The organism is Tistrella mobilis, assembly GCF_041468085.1.
GTDB lineage: Bacteria > Pseudomonadota > Alphaproteobacteria > Tistrellales > Tistrellaceae > Tistrella > Tistrella mobilis_A.
The window spans coordinates 1,866,728-1,890,560 of record NZ_CP121017.1; the positions used below are offsets into that span (position 1 = coordinate 1,866,728).

Below are 23,833 nucleotides of genomic sequence, written 5' to 3' on the forward strand. Positions count from 1 at the left end.
CTTTATCTGGTCAGAAGGGCTGCAAGGCCTCATCCCAGCCCGCGGCAGAGATTGGCGATCATGCGCGGACCCGCCTCGTCCTGAAGGCTGAGCAGGCTTTCGGGGTGGAACTGCACGGCGCGGATCGGCTGCTCGCGGTGGCGCAGCGCCATCACGATGCCGGCCTCGTCGACGGCGGTCGCCTCCAGGCAGTCGGGCAGTTCGGCGGCGAACAGGGAATGGTAGCGGCCGATGGTGATCTGCTCGGGCAGGCCCTCGAACAGCAGATCGGGGACGAGGATGCGGATGCGCGACGGTTTGCCGTGCATCGGCACCGGCAGACGGCCCAACCGGCCGCCGAAATATTCCACGATCCCCTGCAGGCCCAGGCAGACGCCGAAGACCGGGATGCCGGCCCCGGTCAGCAGGTCGAGCGTGGCGTTCATGCCGAAATCCGCAGGCGATCGCGGCCCGGGGGAGAGCACGGCCAGATCGGGGGTAAGACGGCCAGGCAGGTCGGCTGCCAGCGGCGCGCGCCAGGTGACGGTTTCCGCCCCCGTCGCCTTCAGATAGGCCGAGAGCGTGTGGACGAAACTGTCCTCGTGGTCGACCAGCAGGATCCGGCGGCCCTTGCCGGGACGGGGCGGTACGGCCTCGCGGCGCTCCTGATCCGGGCGCTCCAGCACGTCGATCATCGCCGAGGCCTTGAGCACGGTTTCCGCCTCTTCGGCGGCGGGTTCGCTGTCGAAGAGCAGGGTGGCGCCGGCACGGACCTCGGCCACGCCCGCCTTCACCCGGATGGTGCGGAGGGTGAGCCCGGTGTTCATGTCGCCATCGAAGCCGATCCGGCCGATCGCGCCGCCATACCAGGCGCGCGGGCTCTTCTCCATCTGCTCGATCCAGCTCATCGCCGCCCGCTTGGGGGCACCGGTCACCGTCACCGCCCAGCAATGGCTGAGGAAGGCGTCGAGCGCGTCATAGCCGTCGGCCAGCATGCCCTCGACATGGTCGACCGTGTGGATCAGGCGGGAATACATTTCGATCTGCCGCCGGCCGACGATGCGCACGCTGCCCGGCACCGAGACCCGCGACTTGTCGTTGCGGTCGACATCGGTGCACATGGTCAGCTCGGCCTCTTCCTTGGCCGAGGCGAGCAGGGTGCGGATGCGCTCGGCATCCTCGATCGCATCGCGCCCGCGGGCGATCGTGCCTGAAATCGGGCAGGTCTCGATCCGCCGCCCGGTGACCCGGACATACATTTCGGGGCTGGCGCCGATCAGATGTTCCGATCGGCCGAGATTGATCAGAAAGCCATAGGGGGCGGGGTTGCGGCGGCAGAGGCGCCGGAACAGCTCCGACGGCGGTGTGGTGGCCGGGCGGCGGAAGACGCGGCCGGGCACCACTTCGAACAGATTGCCGGCGGCGAATTCGGGCAGGGCCGCCTCGACCACCGCCGCATATTCGCCCGGGCCCATGTCGTCTGCGGCCGCATTCGCCGCCGGGGGCGCCGTAACCTCCATCTCCAGCGCGCGCGGCAGATCGTCGGTGGAGACGCCGTCGACGGTGAAGTCGTAAGCGATGGACCAGGCCCGTCGGGCGGCATGATCGACCGAGATCACCCGGTCGGGCAGGTAGAGCACGATGTCGCGGTGATCCGACATCCGCTTACGCATCAGGGGGATGCGCTCGAATGCCAGCGCGATGTCATAGCCGAAGGCGCCGTAGAGGCCCAGATGCGGGTCCTCGGGGCTTGCGAACAGATCGATGATCGCCCGGATCGCCGAGAAGGCCGAGGGCTGGCGGCTGCGCTCCTCTTCCGGGAAGTCGGCCGGCCCGTCGAGGATGCGGGCGGTGATCTGGTTCTCGTCGACCATCAGCCCGGTGACATGGGGGTGATCGCCGAGCGCCCGGGTGATCGCCGGCAGCAGCACCCGACCACGGGCATTCAGCGCCCGGATCTCGACCTCGGCGCCGGCGAGCCCGGTCATGCGGGCGGTGAAGACCAGCGGCGGGTCGGTGAAGCCCAGATCGAAGCGGACATAACGCCCCGGATAATCATAGGACGAGGCAAGCAGCACGCCGGGCCGGCTGTCGAGCGCATCGATCAGCGGCAGGGTGGCGCCGTCATGGGGCAGGGCCTCGACATGGCGGCGCACGATCACGCCGCCGGCGGTGCGCCAGCTGGACGGGGCGGGGATGGTTTCGGCGGTCATGCGACATGCTCTCCTTTGCCGTGGAACCGGGGTCAGATGGCCGGATGGGCGGGAGAGCGGGCAGGGGATGCCGCAGGCCCGGTCGCGGGCATGGGCGGCAGTCGCACGGCCGGACCCCCGTCTTCCGGGGCGGCCGTGCGGTCTGTCAGACGCGCGTGATCGGCGACCCCGGTCGAACGGGGCCCCGCCACTGGCGGCCATGGATGGCCGGATATGCGCGCATCGTGATCATGACCTGAAGCATTGCCGCAATCGGGGCGCGCCGTCAACGCCCGGCATGCGGCAACCCGTCGCGGGCAGGGACGGGGGATCTTTCCGATTCGGGCTTGTGGAATCTGCGTACCTTCATATATTCGAAGGTATGAAGATCAAAGCCATGACAGAGACCGCCGAGCGGGTCGCCGAGTTGATGAAGACGCTGTCGCATCCGAAGCGTCTGCTGATCCTGTGCAACCTGGTCGAGGGTGAACGGTCGGTGGGGGACCTCGCCCGGCTGACCGATATGCGCGAGACCGCGGTGTCGCAGCAGCTGGCTCTGTTGCGCAAGGACGGGATCGTCGCTCCCCGGCGGGAAGCCCAGAGCATTCTCTACCGGCTGGCCCGGCCGGATGTCGCGAAACTGCTTGGCTTCCTCTATGCAACCTATTGCGCTCCTTCGGAAACTGCCGAAAGCGTGGCGCCGATCACGGAGACCGTGGCATGACGGCCGAGATGATCCAGAGCTGGAGCATTGCCCTGGTCGGCGGCGTGCTGATCGGGGCTGCCGCGGTCTGGCTGATGGCAGCCCAGGGGCGGATCATGGGGGTGAGCGGCATCCTGGCCGGGCTGCTGCCGCCGAAACCTGCCGGTGGCGGCGATCGCGGCTGGCGAATCGCATTCGCGCTGGGGCTGATCGGCGGACCGCTGATCGTCCAGGCGGTGACCGGTGCATCTGCGATCGGCGCTCCGGTGGTGTCGCTGCCGCTGCTGGTGGTGGCGGGGCTGCTGGTCGGCTTCGGCACGGTGATCGGCTCGGGCTGCACCAGTGGTCACGGCGTCTGCGGCCTGTCGCGGCTGTCGCCCCGATCACTGGTCGCGACCGCGACCTTCATGGTCACCGGCGCGCTGACCGTTCTGGTCGTGCGCCACCTGATCTGACCAGATCAAGCATCTGATACGACTGATCTTCCGCATTCTTTGCGGACCAGGGAGACGCCTATGCTCAAGCTCGCCTCAGGGTTGATAACCGGTCTGGTCTTCGGTGCCGGTCTGGCGCTTGCCGGGATGACCGATCCGGCGGTGGTGCTGGGCTTCCTGGATGTGGCCGGTGCCTGGAACCCGGCGCTTGCCTTCGTAATGGGCGGCGCGGTGATCGTGACCTTCATCGGCTTCCGCGTCCTGCGCGGCCGCCGCCACCCGCTGCTCGGCACCGGTTTTTCCTGGCCGACCGCAAGCGCGATCGACCTGCGCCTGGTCGGCGGTGCCGCGATCTTCGGTATCGGCTGGGGGCTTGCCGGCTATTGCCCGGGCCCGGCGATCGCCTCCCTCGCCGGCGGTCGGATCGAGGTGGCGATCTTCGTGGCGGCCATGGTCGCCGGCATGATTGCCGCCCGCTTCATCTCCGCCGCGCCGGCTTCGGCGTCTCCGACCTCCGCTTCCCCCGCTGCCCTGAAGAGGTGATCCGATGTCCGCGACCGCGTTCCAGCCCGATTTCGCCGTGCCTGCCGCCGTGGCGCCCGAGGTCGAGAGCTTTTTCGACCCCGCGACCTTCACGGTCACCCATGTGGTCGCCGATCCGGCGACGAAGCGGGCGGCGATCGTCGATCCGGTGCTCGACTACGACCCGGCCTCGGGCCGGACCTCGACGCAGTCGGCGGATGCGGTGATCGCGCATGTCCGCGCCCGGGGTCTGACCGTCGAGTGGATCCTTGAGACGCATGTCCATGCCGACCACCTCTCGTCAGCGCCGCATATCCGCGCGGCGCTGGGCGGCCGGGTCGGGATCGGCGCCAATATCCGCACCGTGCAGAAGACCTTCGGCGACGCCTTCAACGCCGAACCCGGCTTTGCCCGCGACGGCAGCCAGTTCGACCATCTGTTCGCGGATGGGGAGCGCTTCGCCATCGGCTCGATCGATGCGGTGGCCCTGCACACGCCTGGCCATACGCCGGCCTGCATGACCTATGTCATCGGCGATGCGGGCTTCGTGGGCGACACGCTGTTCATGCCCGATTACGGCACCGCACGCTGCGACTTCCCCGGCGGCGATGCCCGGGTGCTCTACCGCTCGATCCGGCGCCTGTTCGCGCTACCGGACGAAACCCGGCTGTTCATGTGCCACGACTATCTGCCCGAGGGCCGCAGCGATTATCGCTGGGTCACGACCGTGGCCGAAGAGCGGGCGCGCAACATCCATGTCCACGAGGGTATCTCGGAAGACGACTTCGTGGCCATGCGCCAGGGGCGTGACGCGACCCTCTCCATGCCCCGGCTGATCCTGCCATCGGTGCAGGTGAACATGCGGGCCGGCGAGATGCCGCCCGCCGAGGCGAATGGCGTCGCCTATCTCAAGATCCCGGTGAACCTCTTCTGAGGATGCAGGACCTCACCGGAAACCAAGGGGTTCGGACCGGCCCCGCAGATGACGGAAGATGAAGACATGATGGCGAATGTCGGCGGTCTCGACCGCGTGCTGCGCATCGTCGTGGGCCTGGCCCTGCTGTCGATGCTGCTCTGGGGCGACGAGGGCTGGAAGTGGTACGGGCTGATCGGCCTGCTGCCGCTCGCTACCGGCCTGCTGCGCTGGTGCCCGGCCTATACCCTGTTCGGCATCCGCACCTGCCCGCTGGCGCGTCGGTGACCGCGACAGCTGCCCCCGCTTGAAGGTCGACCCCGCCATGGCCCGTTTTCGTCCGGCCGCGCTCGACTGGCTTCGGCGCTATGACGGCCGGACGGCCGGCGCCGATGGCCTCGCCGCGGTCATCGTGACCATCATGCTGGTACCGCAGAGCCTGGCCTATGCCATGCTCGCGGGCCTGCCGCCGGCCGCCGGGCTCTATGCCTCGATCCTGCCGCTGATCGCCTATGCCGCTTTCGGCAGCAGCCGGACGCTGGCGGTGGGGCCGGTTGCGGTCATCTCGCTGATGACCGCTGCCGCCACCGCCGAAGCGGCGGCGGCGACGGGCATCGATCCTGCGGCCGCTGCCCTGCTGCTCGCCGGGCTTTCGGGCGTGATGCTGCTGGCCATGGCGGCACTGCGCCTGGGCTTCGTCGCCAATTTCCTCAGCCACCCGGTCGTCGGCGGCTTCATCACCGCATCGGGCCTGCTGATCGCGCTGGGCCAGGCCGGGCATCTGCTGGGTGTCTCTGCCCGCGGCGACACGCTGCCGGCCATTCTGACAGCGCTTTACGAGGGGCTGTTCACCCGCGGCATCAATCTGCCGACCCTGGTGGTGGGCGGGCTGTCGCTCATCTTCCTGTTCTGGTGCCGCAAGCGCCTGAAGCCGCTGCTGGTCAAGTGCGGGTTCGGGCCGCGCGCGGCCGATGCCGTCGCCAAGGCGGCGCCGGCCGTGGCGGTGCTGGCCTCGATTCTGGCGGTGGGGCAGCTGGATCTTGCCGCCGCCGGCGTGAAGGTGGTGGGTGCGCTGCCCTCGGGTCTGCCGCCGTTGACCCTGCCGCCGCTTGAAGCCGATGCCGTGCTGGCCCTGCTTGGCCCCGCGGCGCTGATCTCGCTGATCGGCTTTGTCGAAAGCATCTCCGTTGCCCAGACCCTGGCAGCCAAGCGCCGGCAGCGGATTTCGGCCGATGCCGAACTGGTCGGTCTGGGGGCGGCCAATATTGCCGCTGCGGTCACCGGTGGCTACCCGGTCACCGGCGGTTTCGCGCGTTCGGTGGTGAATTTCGATGCCGGTGCGGAAACCCCGATGGCCGGTGTGTTCACCGCGCTGGGCATCGCGCTTGCCGCCCTGGTCCTGACCCCGGCCTTCCGCGACCTGCCGCAGGCGGTCCTGGCCGCCACCATCATCGTCGCGGTGCTGTCGCTGGTCGACCTCAGGGCGCCGCTCAGGGCCTGGGCCTATTCCAGGGCCGACGGCATCGCCATGGCGGTGACCATTCTGGGCGTGCTTGTGGCGGGGGTGGAGGTCGGCATCCTGGCGGGTGTGGTCGCCTCGCTCGCCCTGTTCCTGCGCCACAGCGCCCGGCCGCATATGGCGGTGGTGGGACAGGTGCCGGGCAGCGAACATTTTCGCAATGTCGACCGCCATCGCGTCGCCGTCTCCGACACCGTGCTGACGGTGCGGATCGACGAAAGCCTCTATTTCGCCAATGCCCGGGCGCTTGAAGACCGCATCTCGTCGCTGGTCGCCTGCCGGCCGGCGCTCCGCCATGTGGTCCTTATGTGTCCGGCGGTGAATCTCATCGATCTTTCCGCGCTGGAAAGCCTGGAAGCGATCAACCGCCGTCTCGCCGAGGCGGGCATCAGCTTCCATCTGTCGGAAGTGAAGGGCCCGGTGATGGACCGGCTGGCACGCAGCCACTTCCTGGACGAGCTGACCGGCCGTGTCTTCCTCAGCCAGCATGCGGCGATGCAGGCGCTGGATCCGGACCTGACCCGGGCGGCCGACGGCACCGTGCAGGCCGCCGCCTCCTGATTTTGCTGCCGCAAATTGCAGCATATCACGTGTCGAGGGGGTTTTTGGAAAAGAATAATCTCGCCCTTGTGGCAGTGATCATACTGCCCGGGGCGGGGCGCCGGTGATCGAGTATAGGGCCTCGTCTTTTTATCTTCAGATGATGAGGAGCTCGATCGTGGCGAATACCATTTCAGACCTCAAGGCCCTGGCCGTCACGTCTTCCGGCATGGAAGTCGAGGTGCTGGGCTATCATGCCGTTGCCGATGGCGGCGGCGGCCTGTTTGCCTGGCGTGCGGGTGCCACCGCCACCGATGACGGTGGGCTGTGGATCGAAAGCACGGTGGCGACCGGCGGCCTCTGGCAGCGGATCGTGGACAGCGCTGCCCCGGTCAGCGTGCGCTGGTGGGGTGCCCGCGGCGACGGCAGCACCGACGACACTGCCGCCATCCAGGCGGCGCTGGATGCGGGCTTCTCCGCCGTGCATCTGCCGACCGGCACCTATCCCGTGTCTGCGACCCTGACCGTGCCCGCCGGCACGATCGTGACCGGTGACGGTTCGGGCGCCTTCCGTCCGGCCAATGCCCGCACCACCATCGTCAAGACCAATGGCGACACCGCCGGCGACGCGGTGATGGAGACCGGGCAGTCCTGCACGATCCGTGACCTGAAGCTGCAGCCGCATAACGAAGCGGCGGTGACTTACGAGCGCGCGGTCTATCCCACCGGCACGGGCAACACCTCGATCGGTCTGCGGACCGGCTCGGCCAACACGGTCGAGGACGTGGTCTCCCAGGGGTTCGCCGATTCGGCGCTGGTTCTGGGCACCACGACCAAGGTGATGCGCTGCCACATTTTCCGCTCGCGCCGGGGCATCACCACCAGCGGCTCGGACGGCATGATCACCAACAGCGTGACCATGTTCTGCCACGAGGCGGGCATCCTGCTGACGACCAATTACTGGATCGTCACCGGCTGCCGCATCGAATGGAATGCCACCTACGGCATCCAGTCGAACAGCGGCGAGCACACTTTCACCGCCAACCTGTTCGACCGCAACGGCTGGGCCGGCCTGTACCTGAACGGCGGCTGGGGCAATGTGGTCAGCGGCAACTACTTCTCGCGCAACGGTGCCGGCGGCGACGGCAGCATGGGGCGCTGGAACTGGGCGGTGCCGGGCCACAACGCCTATCTGGCACCGCCGACCGTCGCCGACAGCTGCCACATCAAGATCTACTATCAGCGCGACTGCACCATCATCGGCAACCGCTATCGCGCCGGCGTCGATGACGGCGGCAGCGGGGCGATGGCACCGGCCTATGTCTACAACATGGACGGTACCGCGGGTGTCACCTCGAACATCACCATCTTCGCCAATGCTGGCGAAGCCGGCTCGGGCAGTGGCTTCGGCGGTTATGCCGCCAGCTATCCGGGCGGGTCGGGCGTGTTCGGGGGCACCGACACCTCGGCGCAGCAGCTGGTCTATGGCCGGCCGGTGCGTCTGGGCTCGGTGACCATCCCCGGCATGTCGACGCCGCGTCAGCCCTATGGCCTGCCGCAGGCGGCCTCGGTCGACGTGCCGATCGGCGGTGCGATCGGCGGACGGATCAAGGTCTGGACCAATTCCTGGAACAGCACCCCGTCCTATGCGGAAGTCACCTTCGCCCGCGCTTCGGGCAGCGCCACCACGGCCACGGTGGCGATCGACAACGTCATCGGCACCAATGTCAGCACCGCGGCCATTTCGACCGATCCGGCGGTCATGACGGTGACCTTCCCCGGCACCCGCTTCTACAACGTCTCCTACGACCTGCACACGATGTGAGGTCAGACCCGCCGGCCCGGTGCCGGCGGGTTTTTTTCGGCTTACCGCGCCAGCACCGTCGCGGCCTGTTTGGTGGTCTGAACCGCGCCGGCGACGCGGCCGACCGCGTCCGAGATGCCGTCCAGGCTGCGGGTGACGGTGTCGACCGCAGCGGCGGTGGTGTGCATATTGGCCGAAAGATCGCGGGTGACGACGCTCTGTTCCTCCACCGCGGCGGCCGTGGTGGTGACATGGTCGCGGACGGTGAGGATCGAGCCGCGGATGGTGCGCAGCGCTTCCGCCACCTCGCCCGACAGCCCCTGCATGCCCTCGATTTCGGCCGAGATGCGGGTGGTGGCGTCGGCCGACTGGTTGGCGAGGGTCTTCACCTCGGTCGCGACCACCGCGAAGCCGCGGCCGGCCTCGCCCGCGCGTGCCGCTTCGATCGTGGCGTTGAGCGCGAGCAGGTTGATCTGGCCGGCAATGCCGCGGATCACCTCGACCACGCCTTCCATGGAGCGGGCGACGCCGTCCAGCCGCTGGGCGGCCTCGTCGGCGCGCGTGGCCCGGTCGACCGCGCCATCGGTCGCTTCCCGCGACTTCACCATGCTCTGCGAAATCTCGGCGATCGAGGCCGCCAGTTCCTCGGTGCCGGCGACCATCATCTGAACCGCGGCGCTGGTCTGGCCGGCGGCGGTGGCTGCGGCACCCGCTTCGCTGGTGGAGCGCGCGACCGCCCGGTCGATTTCGGCGAAATTCCGGTCGATCAGGGTTTTGAGATCGGCCAGCATGTCGATCTGCCGGGTGATGTCGGTGGCATATTTCACCACCTTCACCGGCCGGCCCTCGGCATCCAGGATCGGGTTGTACGAGGCCTCGATCCAGACCGTGCGGCCGCCCTTGGCGATGCGCTTGAACTGCCGGGCCTGATACTCGCCGCGCCGCAAAGCGGTCCAGAATGCCCTGTAGTCGGCCGACTCGCGCTCGGCCGGCTCCACGAACATGGAATGCTGGCGGCCCTGAATCTCGTCCAGGCGATAGCCGATCACGTTCAGGAAATTGTCGTTCGCCCACAAGACCTTGCCGTCCAGATCGAACTCGATCACGGCCAGCGCCTTGCGGATTGCCCGCATCTGCCCGTCGAGGTCGGCGGCGGCGGCCTTTTCGGCGGTGATGTCGGTGGCGTATTTGACCACTTTCACCGGTCGGCCCGCGCCATCGAGCACCGGGTTGTACGAGGCCTCGATCCAGACGACTTTCCCGCCCTTGCCGATGCGCCGGAACTGCCGGGCCTGATACTCGCCGCGGCGCAACGCATCCCAGAAGGCGGTATAGGCCGGGGTCTCTCGCTCCGCTGCGTCGACCAGCATGCGGTGGTTCTGGCCCTTGATCTCGTCGAGTGAATAACCGACGAGGGCCAGAAAATTGGCATTGGCATCGAGTATCCGGCCATCCATGTCAAACGTGATGATGGCCTGGGAGCGGTTGATGGCGGCAATCACTGCCTCGGCATCGGTCCGTCGACGCGGCGACAGGAAGTCGAACATGTATCGTCCCTCATGATCTGATCTGTTCTGGCCAGAACGACATCGATGACGAGCCTTGCCTCTCAGGTAGAAAGGCTGCAGAGCGGCATGATCTTAGCGGCGCACCCAAAATCAGGTGTGTATGCGGCGTGCAGGCATATTGATGTTCGGTGCCTTAAATTTTCATTAGCGGACACAAGTAAATTCTCTGGTCTGTAGAACCAGATGCAGAAGGCATTATCTTATCAACCCTATGGAAATGAATCTGGCGACTTCATGCACGACATTCAGGGGGGCGCTCGCAGACCCAGCGTCGACATCCCGAAAACGGCGGTTTGCCCAGCCGGCATGCAACCAACATGACTGATCGAAAATTCCGATCAGTCACCATCCAAACGAATCATTGGACCCGCTCAGTCAGGACGGCGTAGCCTCAGTGACACGGAGATGCCATGGGAGGGTATCTCCGGCCCCCAATGACGACAGGACGGACGGGACGAGATGGCGGCAGGCATCAGGCATGCGGCGACGGGAGAGCTGTGTTCGGATCGGGCCGACCCGGCGATGTGCCGGGCAGAGATCCGCAGTGGCGCCTTCACCGGGCAGACCGCAGGGCTCGCCCCCGGCTTCGTGCAGGGCAATGTGATCATCCTGCCCGCATCCCATGCCGCGGATTTCCTGCGTTTCGCCCAGGCCAACCCCAAGCCCTGCCCGCTGCTGGCGGTGGGCGAGCCGGGCGATCCGATGCTGCCCGGGCTTGGCGCCGATATCGACATCCGCAGCGACGTGCCGCGCTATCGCGTGTTTCGCGATGGCGTCGCCGCGGCGGAGGAACCCACCGATATCGGCGATCTCTGGCAGGATGATTTCGTCACCTTCGTGATCGGCTGCTCCTTCTCGTTCGAAGAGGCGCTGATCCAGGACGGGCTGGAGGTGCGCCATGTCGCCCTCGGCCGCAATGTGCCGATGTATCGCAGCTCCATTCCGCTCAACCCCGCCGGCCGTTTCGGCGGCGGCATGGTGGTGTCGATGCGGCCGTTCCGGGCGGCGGATGCCATCCGGGCGATCCAGGTCACCAGCCGCTTTCCGGCGGTGCACGGCGCGCCGGTGCATCTGGGTGATCCGGCGGAGATCGGTATCGCCAACCCGGCCCGCGCCGATTTCGGCGACGATCCGGTGATGGAAGAGGGGGAGATTCCGGTCTTCTGGGCCTGCGGCGTCACGCCCCAGGTGGCGGTGGAAGCGGCGAAGCCGCCGATCGCCATTGCCCATGCCCCCGGACATATGCTGATCACCGATCTGCGCAATGCGCGGCTGGCGGTGATCTGACGAGCCGACAGGACCAATCGACGGGATCGGGCGGCAACGCAACCGCCCGACGACTGACACAGGAGTTCAGGATCAGATGACCAGCATCAGCAAGGCCCTTCTCGCCGGCGTGGCACTTCCGGCGGCAACCCTCGCCCTTCTGGCGGTGCCGGCGTCGGCTGCCGACATCCCGCCCGCCAAGCTCAGCTTCGTTGGCAGCTGGAGCGGGCTCAGCCTGCACAAGAATTTCGAGAAGCCGTTCTGGTCCGAGACCCTGCCTGCCGACAGCAAGGGCGCCGTCGAGGTTCAGGTCACCACCTTCGACCAGATGGGCCTGGCGGGGGCCGAGGTCTACCGCCTGCTGTCGCGCGGCGTGTTCACCATCGGTGCCACCGTCGCCGACTACTCGATCGAGGATGCGCCCGAGATCGAAGGCCTGGACATGCCGATGATCGCGCCGGGTGTCGCCGATGCGAAGAAGGTGGTGGAGGCCTATCGCCCGACCCTGAACGAGGCCTTCGGCAAGCGCTTCAACGCCGAAATCCTGGCGGTCGTGCCCTATCCCAGCCAGATCGTGTTCTGCAACGCGCCGATCGCAAGCCTGGCCGATCTGAAGGGCAAGAAGGTCCGCGCCAGCGGCCGCACCACCGCCGAATTCCTGAACGCCGTCGGTGCCGAGGGCATCACGCTCGCCTTCTCGGAAGTGCCGGCCGCCCTTCAGCGCAAGGTGGTCGACTGCGCCGTCACCGGCTCGCTGTCGGGCTACAGCTCGGGCTGGCACGAGGTCTCGACCCATCTTCTGCCCATGCCGCTCGGCGGCTGGGACTATGTCGTGACCGCGGTCAACAAGGACAAATGGGCCGAGGTCGACCCGGCGACGCAGAAGTTCATCCAGCACGAGATCGCGACCAAGTTCGAGACCCCGGTCTGGAACGCCGCCGTGGGCGAGACCGTCGAAGGCATCGCCTGCCTCACCGGCAAGGGCAACTGCACCCGCGGCGCAACCGGCAAGATGACCCTGGTTCAGGTGACCGACGGCGACCGCGATCTGGCCCGCAAGGTGCTGACCGAGACCATCCTGCCCGGCTGGGCCGGCCGCGTCGATCCGGCGGTGGTCACGGCCTGGAACGGCAGCGTGGGGGCGGTCACCGGCCTGACGGCGGCGAAGAAGTGATCGCAGCCTTCACGTAAGATCAGTCTCCGTCTCCAGCCACCAGCCGCCGCAGGAACCGACCCCATGACCAGAACCGCCCCTACCGGTCCGCTCGTCCGAACCCTCGATTGCCTTCTGGGCATATCGACCAGGATCAGCCGGGCAGGGGTCTGGGCCTGCGGCGCGCTGCTGTTTGCCGCCGTGGCGATGATCGTGATCGAGATCGTGCTCCGGGCCTTCGGCTCGTCGCTGCACGGCGCACATGAACTCTCGGGCTATGTGCTGGCCATCGTCACCTCCTGGGGGCTGGCCTGGGCGCTGATTGAAAAGGCGCATATCCGGATCGATGTGATTTACATGCGGGTCGGGCCACGGCTGCGGACCGTGCTCGACCTGATCGCGATCCTGATGATGGCGCTGTTCGTGGTGGTGCTGCTCTCCCAGGTCTGGGAACTGGTCGCCGGCACGCTGAAGCGCGGTTCCACCGCCAACACGCCGCTGCAGACCCCGCTCTGGATCCCGCAGATGCTGTGGATGGCGGGCCTGGTCTGGTTCGCCTTCACGGTCTTCGTGCTGGCCGCCCGCACCGTGCTCGGCGCATTGACCGGCGACCGCGATGCCGTGGCCCGCGTCTGGGGCAATCGCAGCATCGAGGAAGAGATCGCGGAGAACGACCACTCGACGCGCGGCTGACCTGCCGCCGCCAGCATCTCCGTATCCCTCCGCCTCGCTCCGCCCGTCAGCCTCCTCAGGGGAATCTCGTCCCGTGCTCGGCATCGCCCTTGTCGTCCTGCTCGTCCTGCTTCTGCTCAGCGTGCCCATCGCGGCCACACTGGTCGGCCTCGGCCTGTTTCTCGACCAGACCTTCTCGTTCTTCCCGCTCTACAAGGCGATGGGCGAGGTGTTCTGGAGCGCGAGCAACAGCTTCCTGCTGATCGCGGTGCCGCTTTTCGTGCTGCTGGGAGAGATCCTGGTCCGGGCCGGCATCGCCGGGCGCACCTATGCGGCGCTCGACAAATGGCTGTCCTGGATGCCGGGGGGGCTGCTCCACGCCAATATCGGCACGGCGACGCTGTTCTCGGCCACGTCGGGCTCGTCGGTCGCCACCGCGGCGACCGTGGGTTCGGTCGCCATGCCGCAGGCCAGGGCGCTCGGCTATGACGACCGGCTGTTCGCAGGCTCGATCGCGGCCGGCGGCACGCTCGGCATCATGATCCCGCCCTCGATCAACCTGATCGTCTACGGCTTCCTGACCGAGACCTCCATCCCGCGCCTGTTCCTGGCCGGCCTCGTCCCCGGCCTGCTGCTCGCTGCCCTGTTCATGGCGACTGCTGCCATCACCTGCACGCTCCGCCCCGAGCTTGGCGGCCCCCGCCGGCCGGCGCGCTGGTCGGAACGGCTCCGGGCGCTGCCCGACCTGCTGCCCGTGCTGGGCCTGTTCGCGGTGATCGTGGGCTCGATCTATGCCGGCTGGGCGACGCCGACCGAGGCGGCGGCGCTGGGTGTGGTTGCGGCACTTGCGCTCTCGATCGCCAACCGCACCTTCAATCTGCGCATGCTGAAAGAGGCGGTTGAAAGCGCGGTCAAGACCACCGCGATGATCATGCTGATCATCATATCGGCCTATTTCCTCAACTTCGTGCTGGCCGGCGCCGGCGTCACCCGCCAGCTGGCCGCCCTGATCGACGGGCTGGGCTTCGGCGCCTATGGCATGCTCGCCTGCATCATCCTGCTCTACATCATCCTCGGCTTCTTCATCGAGACCCTGTCGCTGATGGTGATCACCATCCCGATCGTCGCCCCGGTGGTGATCGCCCTCGGCTTCGACCCGATCTGGTTCGGCGTGCTGCTGATTCTGATGATCGAAATGGCGCTGATCACGCCGCCGGTCGGGCTCAACCTCTATGTCGTCCAGGGTGTGGGCGGGGGAATCTCGCTCAACCGGGTGATGACCGGCGCCTTGCCCTTCGTCGCCGCCATGCTGGTGATGGCGTTGCTGCTGGTGCTCTTCCCCGACATCGCCCTCTATCTGCCGGGGGCCATGGCGGGCTGATCCCGCCGCCCCCCGCGCCAGTCCGCTTCCGCAGTCCAGATCGCAGATCACTGCCAACCTCCGGGCCCGACCGCCCGTTCAGAGGAGACGCCCCCCTCATGTCCGTCATCAGCCTCGACACCACCGAAGGCACCCGCCGGATCGACGTTACCGAGCTGGTCATCGCCGGCTGGGCCGGCCGCGACCGCCATCATGTGGAAGAACATATCCGCGAGCTGGAGGCGATCGGCGTGCCGCGCCCGTCCAGGGTGCCGCTGTTCTACCGGCTCTCGGCCCAGATGCTGACCCAGGACGAGACCATCGAGGTTCTGGGCCCCGACAGCTCGGGCGAGGCCGAGGCGGTGCTGGTCGGCGATGCCGACGGCACGATCTGGGTGACGGTCGGCTCCGATCATACCGACCGGCGGGTGGAGGCCTATTCGGTCGCCGTGTCCAAGCAGATGTGCCCCAAGCCGGTCGCCCGCGACGCCTGGCGCTTTGACGAGGTCGCCCCGCATTGGGACCGGCTGATCCTGCGCTCCCGCGCTGTCTTCGGCACCGAGGCGGTGCTTTATCAGGAAGGTCCGGTGAACGGATTGCTTGACCCGCGGGAGCTGGTTCGGGACTACAATGCCGGCCGGGAGGGTCTGGCCCCCGGCCAGGCGATGCTCTGCGGCACGCTCGCGGTCATCGGCGGCATCCGCCCGGCCGACGCTTTCGAGGTCCAGTTGGAGGACCCCGTGCTTGGCCGGCGGATCACGCACCGCTATACCCCGAAGATCCTGCCCGTGGTCGCCTGATCCCGCGGCGCCGGGGCTTCGTAACAGGCTTCGCCTTCATAACAGTCCGACGAGGAAGCGCGCGAGATGACCTATCCGACCCCTCTCTCCCGGATCGCGGCCGGGTTCAACGACGGCAGCGTCTCGGCCCTGAAGCTGGCCGAGACCGCGCTCGCCCGCATTCATGACGAGGGGTTCGCGCCGGGCGCGCAGATCTTCACCCGCGTCTATGATGCGGGGGCGCGCGCCGAGGCGATGGCCGCCGACCGCCGTCGTGCGGCCGGGCTGGCCCAGGGGCCGCTGGCCGGCCTGCCGATCTCGATCAAGGATCTGTTCGACGTGGCGGGCGAGACCACCATGGCGGGCTCGGTGGTGATGAAGGATGCCGCCCCGGCCATGGCCGATGCCCCGATCGTGGCCCGGCTGCGCGCGGCCGGCGCGGTGATCACCGGCAAGACCAACATGACCGAATTCGCCTTCTCGGGCGTGGGGCTCAACCCGCATTACGGCACGCCCGGCAATGTCTTCGATCCCGAACGCATCCCCGGCGGTTCGTCGGCGGGTGCCGGCATTTCGGTGGTGAAGGGCATGGCGGCGGCGGCCATCGGCACCGACACCGGCGGCTCGATCCGCATCCCGGCCAATTTCGCCGGCATCGTCGGCTTCAAGCCCTCGCAGGCGCGGGTGCCGCTGGAAGGCGCGCTGCCGCTGTCGTCCACCCAGGATTCGATCGGCCCGCTGGCCCCCACCGTCGCCTGCTGCGCGCTGGTCGATGCCGTGCTGGCGGGCGAGGCGCCGCGCATCCTGCGGCCCCGTGCGCCCGAAACGCTCACCTTCGCCGTGGCCCGTGGCCTGCCGATGGAGGGTGTCGACGAGCAGGTCGCCAATGCCTATGACGCGGCCTTGAAGCGGCTGCGCGATGCCGGCGTCCGGCTGATCGAGCTGGAACTGCCCGAGATCGCCGAGGTGCCGCAGCTGAACGCGGCCGGCGGTTTCTCGGCAGCCGAAAGCTGGGCCTGGCACCGCGCGATCATCCAGACCGGCGCCGGGCGCTATGATCCGCGGGTGCTGTCGCGCATCCGCCGGGGCGAGGCGATGGGGGCGGCCGATTACATCGACCTGATCAAGCGCCGCCGCCGGATGGTCGCCGCCGCCGATCTGGCGCTCCGCCCCTTCGACGCGCTGCTGATGCCGACCGTGCCGATCGTGCCGCCGCGGATTGCGGATCTGGCCGATGATGCCGATTACACCCGGCTGAACCTGCTGGTGCTGCGCAACCCGACCTTCGGCAATGTGCTCGACCTCTGCGGCGTCACCCTGCCGATCGCAGAGCCGGGCGCGCTGCCGGCCGGGCTGATGCTGCTGGGCCGCAACGGCGCCGATCACGACCTGCTCGACGTGGCGGCCGGTGTGGAGGCGCTGGTCGTCCGCACCCGCGCCGCCTGAGCGCCCCTGGCTCCCCCCGCGCCATGGAAACGCTGCTCGCCGACTTGTCCGTCCAGCTGTTGCCGATCGCGGCCCGCGTGGTTGCGACCGCGATCGTCGTCATGGGTGTCTCTCTGCTGGTCCAGCATGCGGGCCCGGCGCTCGGCGGCATCGCCGCCGGGCTGCCCATCGTCATGGGGCCCGGCTTCTTCTTCCTGATCGGCCACCACCCGCCGGATTTCCTGCACGATGCGGCGGTGGCGACCCTGATGGCGCTGGTGGCGACCCTGATCTTCGTCGCCTGCTTCATCGTGGTCGCGAAACGGGCGGGGCCTTTCGCCTCGGTCGGCGCCGCCATCCTTGCCTGGTGCGTGGTGGCCGCGGTGACCGCGGCCCTGCCGGTGGAACTGGTGGTGGCGCTGCCGCTCTATGTCGTGGTCGCCATTCTGGCGCTGCGCTTCTGCCGCCACGCGGCCGGTGACGGCCCGGCCCCGCGCGGGGCGCGGCGCATCGCCGACCTCATCCTGCGCGGCATCCTGGCCGGCACGCTGGTCGCCAGCGTCTCGGTGGTGGCGGCCCTGGCGGGGCCGGTCTGGGCCGGGCTGCTGATGGGCTTCCCGATCGGCATGATCACCATCTCGCTGACCGTCCACCAGCGCTATGGCGGCGAAACCGCCCGCCAGACCATGCTCGCGGCGCTGGGCGGCATGAGCAGCCTTGCCGTCTTCACCACCGTCATGGCCCTTGCCGTCACCTCCACCCCGCCGATGACCGCCTGGGTGCTGTCGCTGGCGGCCTCGCTGCTGCCGCCGATGGGCCTGGCGGCCCGGCAGATCCGACGGGGCCGGTCGAGCGGGGTTTGAAGTCGAACGGGGTTTGAAGTCGAACGGGGTTTGAATACGTCGTGATGTGGACACCGGGCTTGGCACCACCGCCCGGTCGTTCCATCCTCTCCGCGATCCCGTTCGATGCCTCGCGGAGAGACCGATGTCCGACAAGCCTGCCGCCGCCACCCCCGCTTCTGCGCCTGCATCCACGCCTGTGCCGAGTGCCATTCCGGCGCCCGGGCGGGATCCGCAGCTGTTCAAGCCGATCAGCTTCCGCAGCGTCACCGCGCGCAACCGGATCATGATTGCGCCGATGTGCCAGTACAGCGTGCCGGACGGGCTGGTGGGGGACTGGCATCTGGCGCATCTGGGCGGCTTCGCCAAGGGCGGGGCCGGGATCGTCTTTGCCGAGGCGACCGGTGTGCTGCCCGAGGGGCGGATCACGCCCTGGTGCCCGGGGCTGTGGTCGGATGCGCAGGAAGCGGCCTTCGCCCGCGTGGTCGATTTCGTGGCCGGGCAGGGCGCGGTGCCGGCGATCCAGCTGGCCCATGCCGGCCGCAAGGCGTCAACCGATGCGCCCTGGCGGGGCGGCGGGCTGCTCGGCCCCGATCAGGGCGGCTGGCAGCCGGTGGGGCCGACCGATGCCACCTTCTCGCCCGCCCATGCGGTGCCCGCGGCGTTGACCGAAGACGGCATCCGCCGCATCGCCGATGCCTTCGCGGCTTCCACCGCGCGGGCCCGCCGGGCCGGATTCCGGATCATCGAGGTCCATGGCGCCCATGGCTATCTGCTGCATTCCTTCCTGAGCCCCTTGTCCAACACCCGCGACGATGCCTTCGGGGGTGATGCCGACCGGCGGATGGCGGCGCTGATGCTGGTGCTGGATGCCGTGCGGTCCGAATGGCCGGCGGAGCTGCCGCTGTTCCTGCGGCTCTCCTGTTCCGACTGGGTCGAGGGCGGGCTCGATATCGCGGCTTCGGTCGAGATCGCGAAGCGGGTCAAGGCGCGCGGCGACGTCGATCTTATCGATTGTTCCTCGGGGGGCGGCGATCCGCGCCAGAAGCTGCGCGCCTATCCCGGCTATCAGGTGCCCTTCGCCGAGGCGATCCGGCGCGAGGCGGGCATCGCCACCGCTGCCGTCGGGCTGATCACCCAGCCCGAACATGCCGAGGAGATCATCGCCAATGGCCGTGCCGATCTGGTCGCGCTGGCCCGCGTGACCCTGGGCGACCCGCATTGGCCGCTCCGCGCCGCCAAGGCGCTGGGGGCGGAGCTGCCCTGGCCCGACCAGTACGCCCGCGGCATCCTTCAGCTCTGACCCGGGCTTGCGACCCGACCGCCCCGGCGGTCGGGGATCGGGCTTGGTAAGAGTTATGTTATACTATTGCATTAATGCGGCGGCGGGCGTAAGCAGGAAGGGTTCCGTCTCCTTCCGGACCTTGAGGCCATGGACATGCATCGCCCCGTCGCCACGCCGCCTCTTCCCCATCCGCCGCCGGGGGAGGCGCTGACGCGAAGCGCGTTGGGCGTCGGCGTGCTGCGCCGGCTGCTGGTGGCGGCAGTGCCGGTCGCCCTGCTGTGGCTGGCGGTGATGGGGGCGATCCGGTGATGATGTCGCCTGCCGCCGCCGGGCGGCTCTCTCCCATATCTGTGCCGGGGCCGCAGGTCGTGTGCACCGGGCTGACCCTCGGCTACGGAACCGGCCGGCCGGCCGTGGAGGGGCTGAGCCTGACGCTCGCCCCCGGCAGCCTGACCGCCATCGCGGGGCCGAACGGGGCCGGCAAATCCACCCTGCTCAAGGCCCTGACCGGGCAGCTTTCCCCGCAGGCGGGGCGCATCGACCTCGGCGGGGTCGGCCGGCGCGCCCTCGGCTACCTGCCCCAGCAGACCGAGATCGACCGCAGCTTTCCGATCCGTGTGGCCGAGATGGCGGCGATGGGGCTCTGGCAGCGGCTGGGACCATTCCGGGCGATCGGCCGGCGGCAGGGGGCGGCGGTGCTGCAGGCGCTTGAGACCGTGGGCATCGCCGATCTGGCGGGCCGGCCGATCGCCGCACTGTCGGGCGGGCAGATGCAGCGCCTGCTCTTCGCCCGGCTGCTGCTTCAGGACGCCCGGCTGATCCTGCTCGACGAGCCCTTTGCCGCGATCGACGAGGCGACGGCGGCCGAGCTGATCCAGGTGATCCGCGGCTGGCATGAAGAGGGCCGCACCGTGCTGGCGGTGCTCCACGATCTGGATGTGATCCGCGCGCATTTCCCCGACTGCCTGCTGATCGCAGGACGGATCATCGCCGCCGGCCCCACCCATCGCGTGCTGACGGCCGGGAATCTCTCCCGGGCGCGGCAGAGCTGAACGACGGGGTCCGGATGATCCACGACCTGCTGATCGGCCCCTTTGCCGACTATGCCTTCATGCGCCGTGCGCTGGCCGGCTGTCTGGCGCTGGCCTTCGGGGCGACGCCGATCGGCGTGTTCCTGACCCAGCGGCGGATGAGCCTGACCGGCGACGCCATGTCCCATGCCATCCTGCCCGGGGCGGCGATCGGCTATCTGGCCGCCGGGCTGTCGCTCGCCTGGATGACCCTGGGCGGTCTGATCGCCGGGCTGGTGGTGGCGGTGCTGTCGGGGCTGGTCGCCCGCCGCACCGGCGGGCGCGAGGATGAAAGCCTGGCCGCCTTCTACCTGCTGTCGCTGGCGGTGGGCGTGCTGATCGTGTCGCTGCGCGGCAGCAATGTCGATCTGCTGCATGTGCTGTTCGGATCGGTGCTGGCGCTGGACGATGCGGCGCTGTACCTGCTCTCAGGGATCGCCTCGGTGTCGATGCTGACCCTGGCGGTGATCTGGCGGCCGCTGGTGCTGGAATGCGTCGACCCCGGTTTCCTGCGCGCGGTGGGCCGCTCCAGCCCCATGGCCCATTACGGGCTGCTGGTGCTGTCGGTGCTGAATCTGGTGGGCGGCTTCCATGCCCTGGGGACGCTGATGTCGGTGGGGATCATGATCCTGCCGGCTGCCGCGGCACGCTTCCTGGCCCCCCATGGCCTGCTGCCCCGGATCCTGGTCGCGGTGGCGATCGCCTTCCTCTCTGGGGTGGTCGGGCTGCTGCTCTCCTATCATCTGGGCCTGCCTTCCGGCCCTGCGATCATTCTGGCGGCCGGCGTCTGCTATCTGGCGGCGCTGCTGGCCGCCCCTGCCGGCGCGCGCCGCCGGCTCTTCCCGGACCCTTCCCCCCGGACAGAAAGGACCGTCTCATGATCAACCGCCGCCATCTGCTGGCCGCGGGCGCGCTGGTTGCGCTTGCCCTCCGGCTGCCGGTTCCCGCCCTTGCGGCGGACGAGCCGATCAGGGTCGTCGCCAGCTTCAGCATTCTGGGCGACATGGTGCAGCAGGTGGGCGGCGACCGGGTGCGCGTCACCACCCTGGTCGGCCCCGATGGCGATGCCCATGTCTGGCAGCCGGCACCCGCCGATGCCCGCACCGTCGCCGATGCCGATCTGGTGGTGATGAACGGTCTGGGCTTCGAGGGCTGGATGGACCGTCTGGTCCAGGCGTCGGGCTATGACGGCCCGGTCGCGGTCGCGACCACCGGCATCGTGCCCCGCCAGATGGCCGAGGCGGAGGAGGGCGAGGAGGATCATGATCACGCCGGCGGTGAAGGCCATGACCACCATCATGGCGGCACCGATCCCCATGCCTGGCAGAGCCTGAGCAATGCCCGGATCTATGTCCACAATGTGCTGGAGGCGCTGGTTGCGGCCGACAGCGACGACAGGCCGGTCTTCGAGGCCAATGCGGCCGCCTATCTGAAGAAGATCGATGCGCTCGACGCCCGGATCCGAGCTGAGATCGCGAGCGTGCCGGCCGAGCGGCGCAAGGTCGTGACCTCCCATGATGCCTTCGGCTATTTCGAGGCCGCCTATGGCGTCGAATTCCTGGCACCGGTGGGGGTGAGCACCGAGGCAGAGGCCTTGGCGGGCGATGTCGCGAAGCTGATCGATCAGATCCGGGCGGAGAAGATCCCGGCGGTGTTCATGGAGAACATCTCCGATCCGCGGCTGCTGGAGCGGATCGCGTCCGAAACCGATGCCAGGATCGGCGGCACGCTCTATTCCGACGCACTCTCGCCCGTGGGCGGGCCGGCTGCGAGTTATCTGGAGATGATGGACTACAATGTCAGGACGCTGGTGGCTGCGCTTCGCACCTGACCAGCGCCATGTAATCTTCGATCCGCTTGCCGGGCTCGGGGCGGAAATGTGCGCCGGTGCGAGTGAGCTGGCGGATCCGGTCGATGCGGAAGGCCCGGAAATCGCCGCGCAGCTCGCACCAGCCGGTCAGCGTCCAGACCGCGCCCCAATGCTGCAATTCCAGCGGCCGGACCACCCGTTCGGATGTGGCGCCGGCCGCATCGGCATAATCGAGCATCAGCTTCTCGCGGGTTGCAATCGCCTCGCGCGCGGCCTTCAGCCGCTGGCGGTCGGCGGCGGTCAGGCGGAAGCCATAGGCGGCGGCCGTGGTGGGGATGGTCATGCCGCGGGTGGGGGTGGCTGCGCGGAGCTTGATCTCCAGCTCTTCCGCCGCCCGGGCCAGGCTTTCATCGGCATGGGCGCGGACCATGGCGACACCCCAGGTCAGGGCTTCAAGCTCTATGGCCGACAATGCCAGCGGCGGCAGGAAGAAACCGTCGCGGAGCAGATAGCCCATGCCGCGCTCGCCATCCACCGGCACGCCCTGGGCCTGAAGATCGGCCAGATCGCGATAGACCGTGCGGACCGAGACTTCCAGCTCGTCGGCCAGCTGCTGTGCCGTGCGCAGCCGACCGCCCCGAAGCGACTGAAGAATGGCGAAGAGGCGGTCGGCGCGGCGCATCGGCGTCAGCTCGCATGGGCGATGTCGAGATGGGTCATCACCACGCTACCCCCGTCGATCGCGGCAAGAAAGGGGCGGGCCGTGGGTTCCCGCATCAGCGCATCGGCCGCGGCGCGGGCTGTCGCCAGATCCTGCCATTCGATGCAGTCGATCCAGACCCCCATATCGGCGAGGCCCAGGCGCCGGCGCACGAAGCCGGGGCGGGTGGCCAGCCAGCCGTCCATGCGGGCGGCATCGGCGGTGAAGGCCTGCGGGTCGATGCCGGGCCTGAGGCGGAAGCGGACGATTTCGAGAACCGGGGAAGGCTGACTGATCTGGTCCATGGGGCTGAGGCCTTGTCTGGGTTGTCCCATCTGCGCCCCATCCATAGCGCACGTCTCCTGACAGCATCTTGTCAGGAGACGTGAACGCATCGTGATCAGCCGGGTTTGGTGAAGTCGGGCTTCCGCCGCTCGGCAAAGGCGGTGAAGGCCTCGCGGGCCTCGGGGCTTTGCAGACGCTCGAAGAACAGCCGGCTTTCCGTGTCCATCACCGTGGCGATGGCGGCCGCGTCGCGCATCAGCCCCTTGGTCGCCTTAAGCGCGCCGATCGGCTGCAGCGCAAGCCGGCCGGCGGCGGTGCGTGCGGCGCCGAGCACATCGTCGGCGGGCAGGGCCGCATTGACCAGGCCGATCTCGGCCGCGTCGAAACCGCTCAGCACCTCGCCCAGGGCAAACATCGCGAAGGCGCGGCGATGGCCGATCGCGGCCGGCAGCAGCAGGCTGGATGCCGCTTCCGGCACCAGGGCCAGGCCGACGAAGGGGGTGGAGAGTTTGGCATCCCGGGCGACATAGACCAGGTCGCAATGCAGCAGCATGGTGGTGCCGATGCCGACCGCCTGGCCCAGCACGGCCGCCACCACCGGCTTCTGCATCCGGGCAAGCTGTTTCAGCACCCGCTGGACATGGCGCACCGCCGGGCCCTGGCCGGCGGCGATCTTCGCGAAATCGCTGAGGTCGTTGCCGGCGGTGAAATCGCCGCCCTCGCCGCGGATCAGCACCACGCGGATCGCATCATCGGCCTCGGCCGCTTCCAGCGCGTCGGCGACGGCGCCGTACATCTCGTTGGTGATCGCGTTCTTCTTGGCCGGGCGGGCGAAGACGATCTCCATGATCCCGTCGGCGGTGGTCGTGCGGATATCGTCGGTCACGATCGGTGACGTCATGATGGGGGTGCTTTCCTGATCCTCGGGCGGAAGATCGGCATCGCGGTTCGTGCCGACCGTCTTCAGCCAATGCGCGATCACCGCGCGCTCCTCAGGCGACAGCCCGTGGGC

Annotated in this window: 24 protein-coding genes; 19 read left to right on the plus strand and 5 right to left on the minus strand. The window is 68.5% G+C overall.

Annotated features, from left to right (window positions below; translation table 11 throughout):
* Window positions 1-29 precede the first annotated feature (29 nt).
* On the minus strand, window positions 30-2,192 hold the full coding sequence (locus tag P7L68_RS14295; protein ID WP_372006299.1) for an anthranilate synthase component I: 2,163 nt from the start codon (window positions 2,190-2,192) through the stop codon (window positions 30-32).
* 376 nt (window positions 2,193-2,568) lie between these two features.
* Here P7L68_RS14295 and P7L68_RS14300 point away from each other — a divergent pair, with 376 nt between their 5' ends.
* The 7 genes from P7L68_RS14300 to P7L68_RS14330 all read left to right on the plus strand — a co-directional run bounded on the left by P7L68_RS14300 (window position 2,569) and on the right by P7L68_RS14330 (window position 8,627).
* On the plus strand, window positions 2,569-2,895 hold the full coding sequence (locus P7L68_RS14300; RefSeq protein ID WP_372006300.1) for an ArsR/SmtB family transcription factor: 327 nt from the start codon (window positions 2,569-2,571) through the stop codon (window positions 2,893-2,895).
* Entirely contained in the window at window positions 2,892-3,329 is a 438-nt protein-coding gene (locus P7L68_RS14305) for a YeeE/YedE family protein (protein ID WP_372006301.1), read from the plus strand. Before P7L68_RS14300 ends, P7L68_RS14305 begins: the two co-directional genes overlap by 4 nt.
* A 60-nt stretch (window positions 3,330-3,389) precedes the next feature.
* Window positions 3,390-3,851, plus strand: coding sequence for a DUF6691 family protein (locus P7L68_RS14310; protein ID WP_372006302.1), 462 nt, complete (start codon window positions 3,390-3,392; stop codon window positions 3,849-3,851).
* Between the two features lie 4 nt (window positions 3,852-3,855).
* Window positions 3,856-4,764, plus strand: coding sequence for an MBL fold metallo-hydrolase (locus tag P7L68_RS14315; protein ID WP_372006303.1), 909 nt, complete (start codon window positions 3,856-3,858; stop codon window positions 4,762-4,764).
* Between the two features lie 48 nt (window positions 4,765-4,812).
* Window positions 4,813-5,031: a DUF2892 domain-containing protein gene (locus tag P7L68_RS14320; protein WP_372006304.1), complete on the plus strand. Its 219-nt coding sequence runs from the start codon at window positions 4,813-4,815 to the stop codon at window positions 5,029-5,031.
* A 37-nt stretch (window positions 5,032-5,068) separates the two neighbouring features.
* The gene (locus P7L68_RS14325) at window positions 5,069-6,823 is read left to right on the plus strand and encodes a SulP family inorganic anion transporter (RefSeq protein WP_372006305.1); all 1,755 of its coding nucleotides are present in this window, start codon (window positions 5,069-5,071) and stop codon (window positions 6,821-6,823) included.
* A 157-nt stretch (window positions 6,824-6,980) separates the two neighbouring features.
* Window positions 6,981-8,627: a glycosyl hydrolase family 28-related protein gene (locus tag P7L68_RS14330; RefSeq protein WP_372006306.1), complete on the plus strand. Its 1,647-nt coding sequence runs from the start codon at window positions 6,981-6,983 to the stop codon at window positions 8,625-8,627.
* A gap of 41 nt (window positions 8,628-8,668) precedes the next feature.
* On the opposite strand, the gene P7L68_RS14335 is transcribed toward P7L68_RS14330, so the two are convergent.
* Window positions 8,669-10,153 carry a PAS domain S-box protein gene (locus tag P7L68_RS14335; RefSeq protein ID WP_372006307.1) on the minus strand — a complete coding sequence of 495 codons (1,485 nt, stop codon included), beginning with the start codon at window positions 10,151-10,153 and terminating at the stop codon, window positions 8,669-8,671.
* Between the two features lie 480 nt (window positions 10,154-10,633).
* Here P7L68_RS14335 and P7L68_RS14340 point away from each other — a divergent pair, with 480 nt between their 5' ends.
* The 12 genes from P7L68_RS14340 (at window position 10,634) to P7L68_RS14395 (ending at window position 21,857) form a co-directional block, all read left to right on the plus strand.
* On the plus strand, window positions 10,634-11,461 hold the full coding sequence (locus P7L68_RS14340) for a putative hydro-lyase (RefSeq protein ID WP_372006308.1): 828 nt from the start codon (window positions 10,634-10,636) through the stop codon (window positions 11,459-11,461).
* A gap of 76 nt (window positions 11,462-11,537) precedes the next feature.
* The gene (locus P7L68_RS14345) at window positions 11,538-12,614 is read left to right on the plus strand and encodes a TRAP transporter substrate-binding protein (protein ID WP_372006309.1); all 1,077 of its coding nucleotides are present in this window, start codon (window positions 11,538-11,540) and stop codon (window positions 12,612-12,614) included.
* Window positions 12,615-12,677: 63 nt separating this feature from the next.
* Window positions 12,678-13,286, plus strand: a complete 609-nt coding sequence (locus P7L68_RS14350) for a TRAP transporter small permease subunit (RefSeq protein ID WP_372006310.1) — start codon at window positions 12,678-12,680, stop codon at window positions 13,284-13,286.
* Window positions 13,287-13,359: 73 nt separating this feature from the next.
* A complete protein-coding gene (locus P7L68_RS14355; RefSeq protein WP_372006311.1) occupies window positions 13,360-14,646 on the plus strand; it encodes a TRAP transporter large permease in 1,287 nt (428 codons plus the stop codon).
* Between the two features lie 98 nt (window positions 14,647-14,744).
* Window positions 14,745-15,425: a DUF2848 domain-containing protein gene (locus P7L68_RS14360; protein ID WP_372006312.1), complete on the plus strand. Its 681-nt coding sequence runs from the start codon at window positions 14,745-14,747 to the stop codon at window positions 15,423-15,425.
* Window positions 15,426-15,491: 66 nt separating this feature from the next.
* A complete protein-coding gene (locus P7L68_RS14365) occupies window positions 15,492-16,850 on the plus strand; it encodes an amidase (protein WP_372006313.1) in 1,359 nt (452 codons plus the stop codon).
* A 23-nt stretch (window positions 16,851-16,873) separates the two neighbouring features.
* Window positions 16,874-17,692 (plus strand): hypothetical protein, encoded by an 819-nt coding sequence (locus P7L68_RS14370; protein ID WP_372006314.1) that lies wholly within the window; start codon window positions 16,874-16,876, stop codon window positions 17,690-17,692.
* Between the two features lie 124 nt (window positions 17,693-17,816).
* Window positions 17,817-18,974: an NADH:flavin oxidoreductase/NADH oxidase gene (locus P7L68_RS14375; RefSeq protein WP_372006315.1), complete on the plus strand. Its 1,158-nt coding sequence runs from the start codon at window positions 17,817-17,819 to the stop codon at window positions 18,972-18,974.
* Window positions 18,975-19,103: 129 nt separating this feature from the next.
* The gene (locus tag P7L68_RS14380) at window positions 19,104-19,265 is read left to right on the plus strand and encodes a hypothetical protein (RefSeq protein ID WP_372006316.1); all 162 of its coding nucleotides are present in this window, start codon (window positions 19,104-19,106) and stop codon (window positions 19,263-19,265) included.
* Complete coding sequence (locus P7L68_RS14385) at window positions 19,265-20,008, plus strand: metal ABC transporter ATP-binding protein (RefSeq protein ID WP_372006317.1); 744 nt, start codon at window positions 19,265-19,267, stop codon at window positions 20,006-20,008. Before P7L68_RS14380 ends, P7L68_RS14385 begins: the two co-directional genes overlap by 1 nt.
* Before the next feature lie 14 nt (window positions 20,009-20,022).
* Window positions 20,023-20,907, plus strand: coding sequence for a metal ABC transporter permease (locus P7L68_RS14390; protein WP_372006318.1), 885 nt, complete (start codon window positions 20,023-20,025; stop codon window positions 20,905-20,907).
* Window positions 20,904-21,857 carry a metal ABC transporter substrate-binding protein gene (locus P7L68_RS14395; protein WP_372006319.1) on the plus strand — a complete coding sequence of 318 codons (954 nt, stop codon included), beginning with the start codon at window positions 20,904-20,906 and terminating at the stop codon, window positions 21,855-21,857. The genes P7L68_RS14390 and P7L68_RS14395 overlap by 4 nt, the downstream gene beginning before the upstream one ends.
* On the opposite strand, the gene P7L68_RS14400 is transcribed toward P7L68_RS14395, so the two are convergent.
* From P7L68_RS14400 to P7L68_RS14410, 3 genes are all read right to left on the minus strand, one after another.
* Window positions 21,826-22,518 (minus strand): helix-turn-helix transcriptional regulator, encoded by a 693-nt coding sequence (locus P7L68_RS14400; protein WP_372006320.1) that lies wholly within the window; start codon window positions 22,516-22,518, stop codon window positions 21,826-21,828. The two genes, P7L68_RS14395 and P7L68_RS14400, sit on opposite strands and share 32 nt — an antisense overlap.
* A 5-nt stretch (window positions 22,519-22,523) precedes the next feature.
* Window positions 22,524-22,841 (minus strand): hypothetical protein, encoded by a 318-nt coding sequence (locus tag P7L68_RS14405; RefSeq protein ID WP_372006321.1) that lies wholly within the window; start codon window positions 22,839-22,841, stop codon window positions 22,524-22,526.
* 95 nt (window positions 22,842-22,936) lie between these two features.
* Window positions 22,937-23,707, minus strand: a complete 771-nt coding sequence (locus tag P7L68_RS14410) for an enoyl-CoA hydratase (protein ID WP_372006847.1) — start codon at window positions 23,705-23,707, stop codon at window positions 22,937-22,939.
* Between the last annotated feature and the right edge of the window lie 126 nt (window positions 23,708-23,833).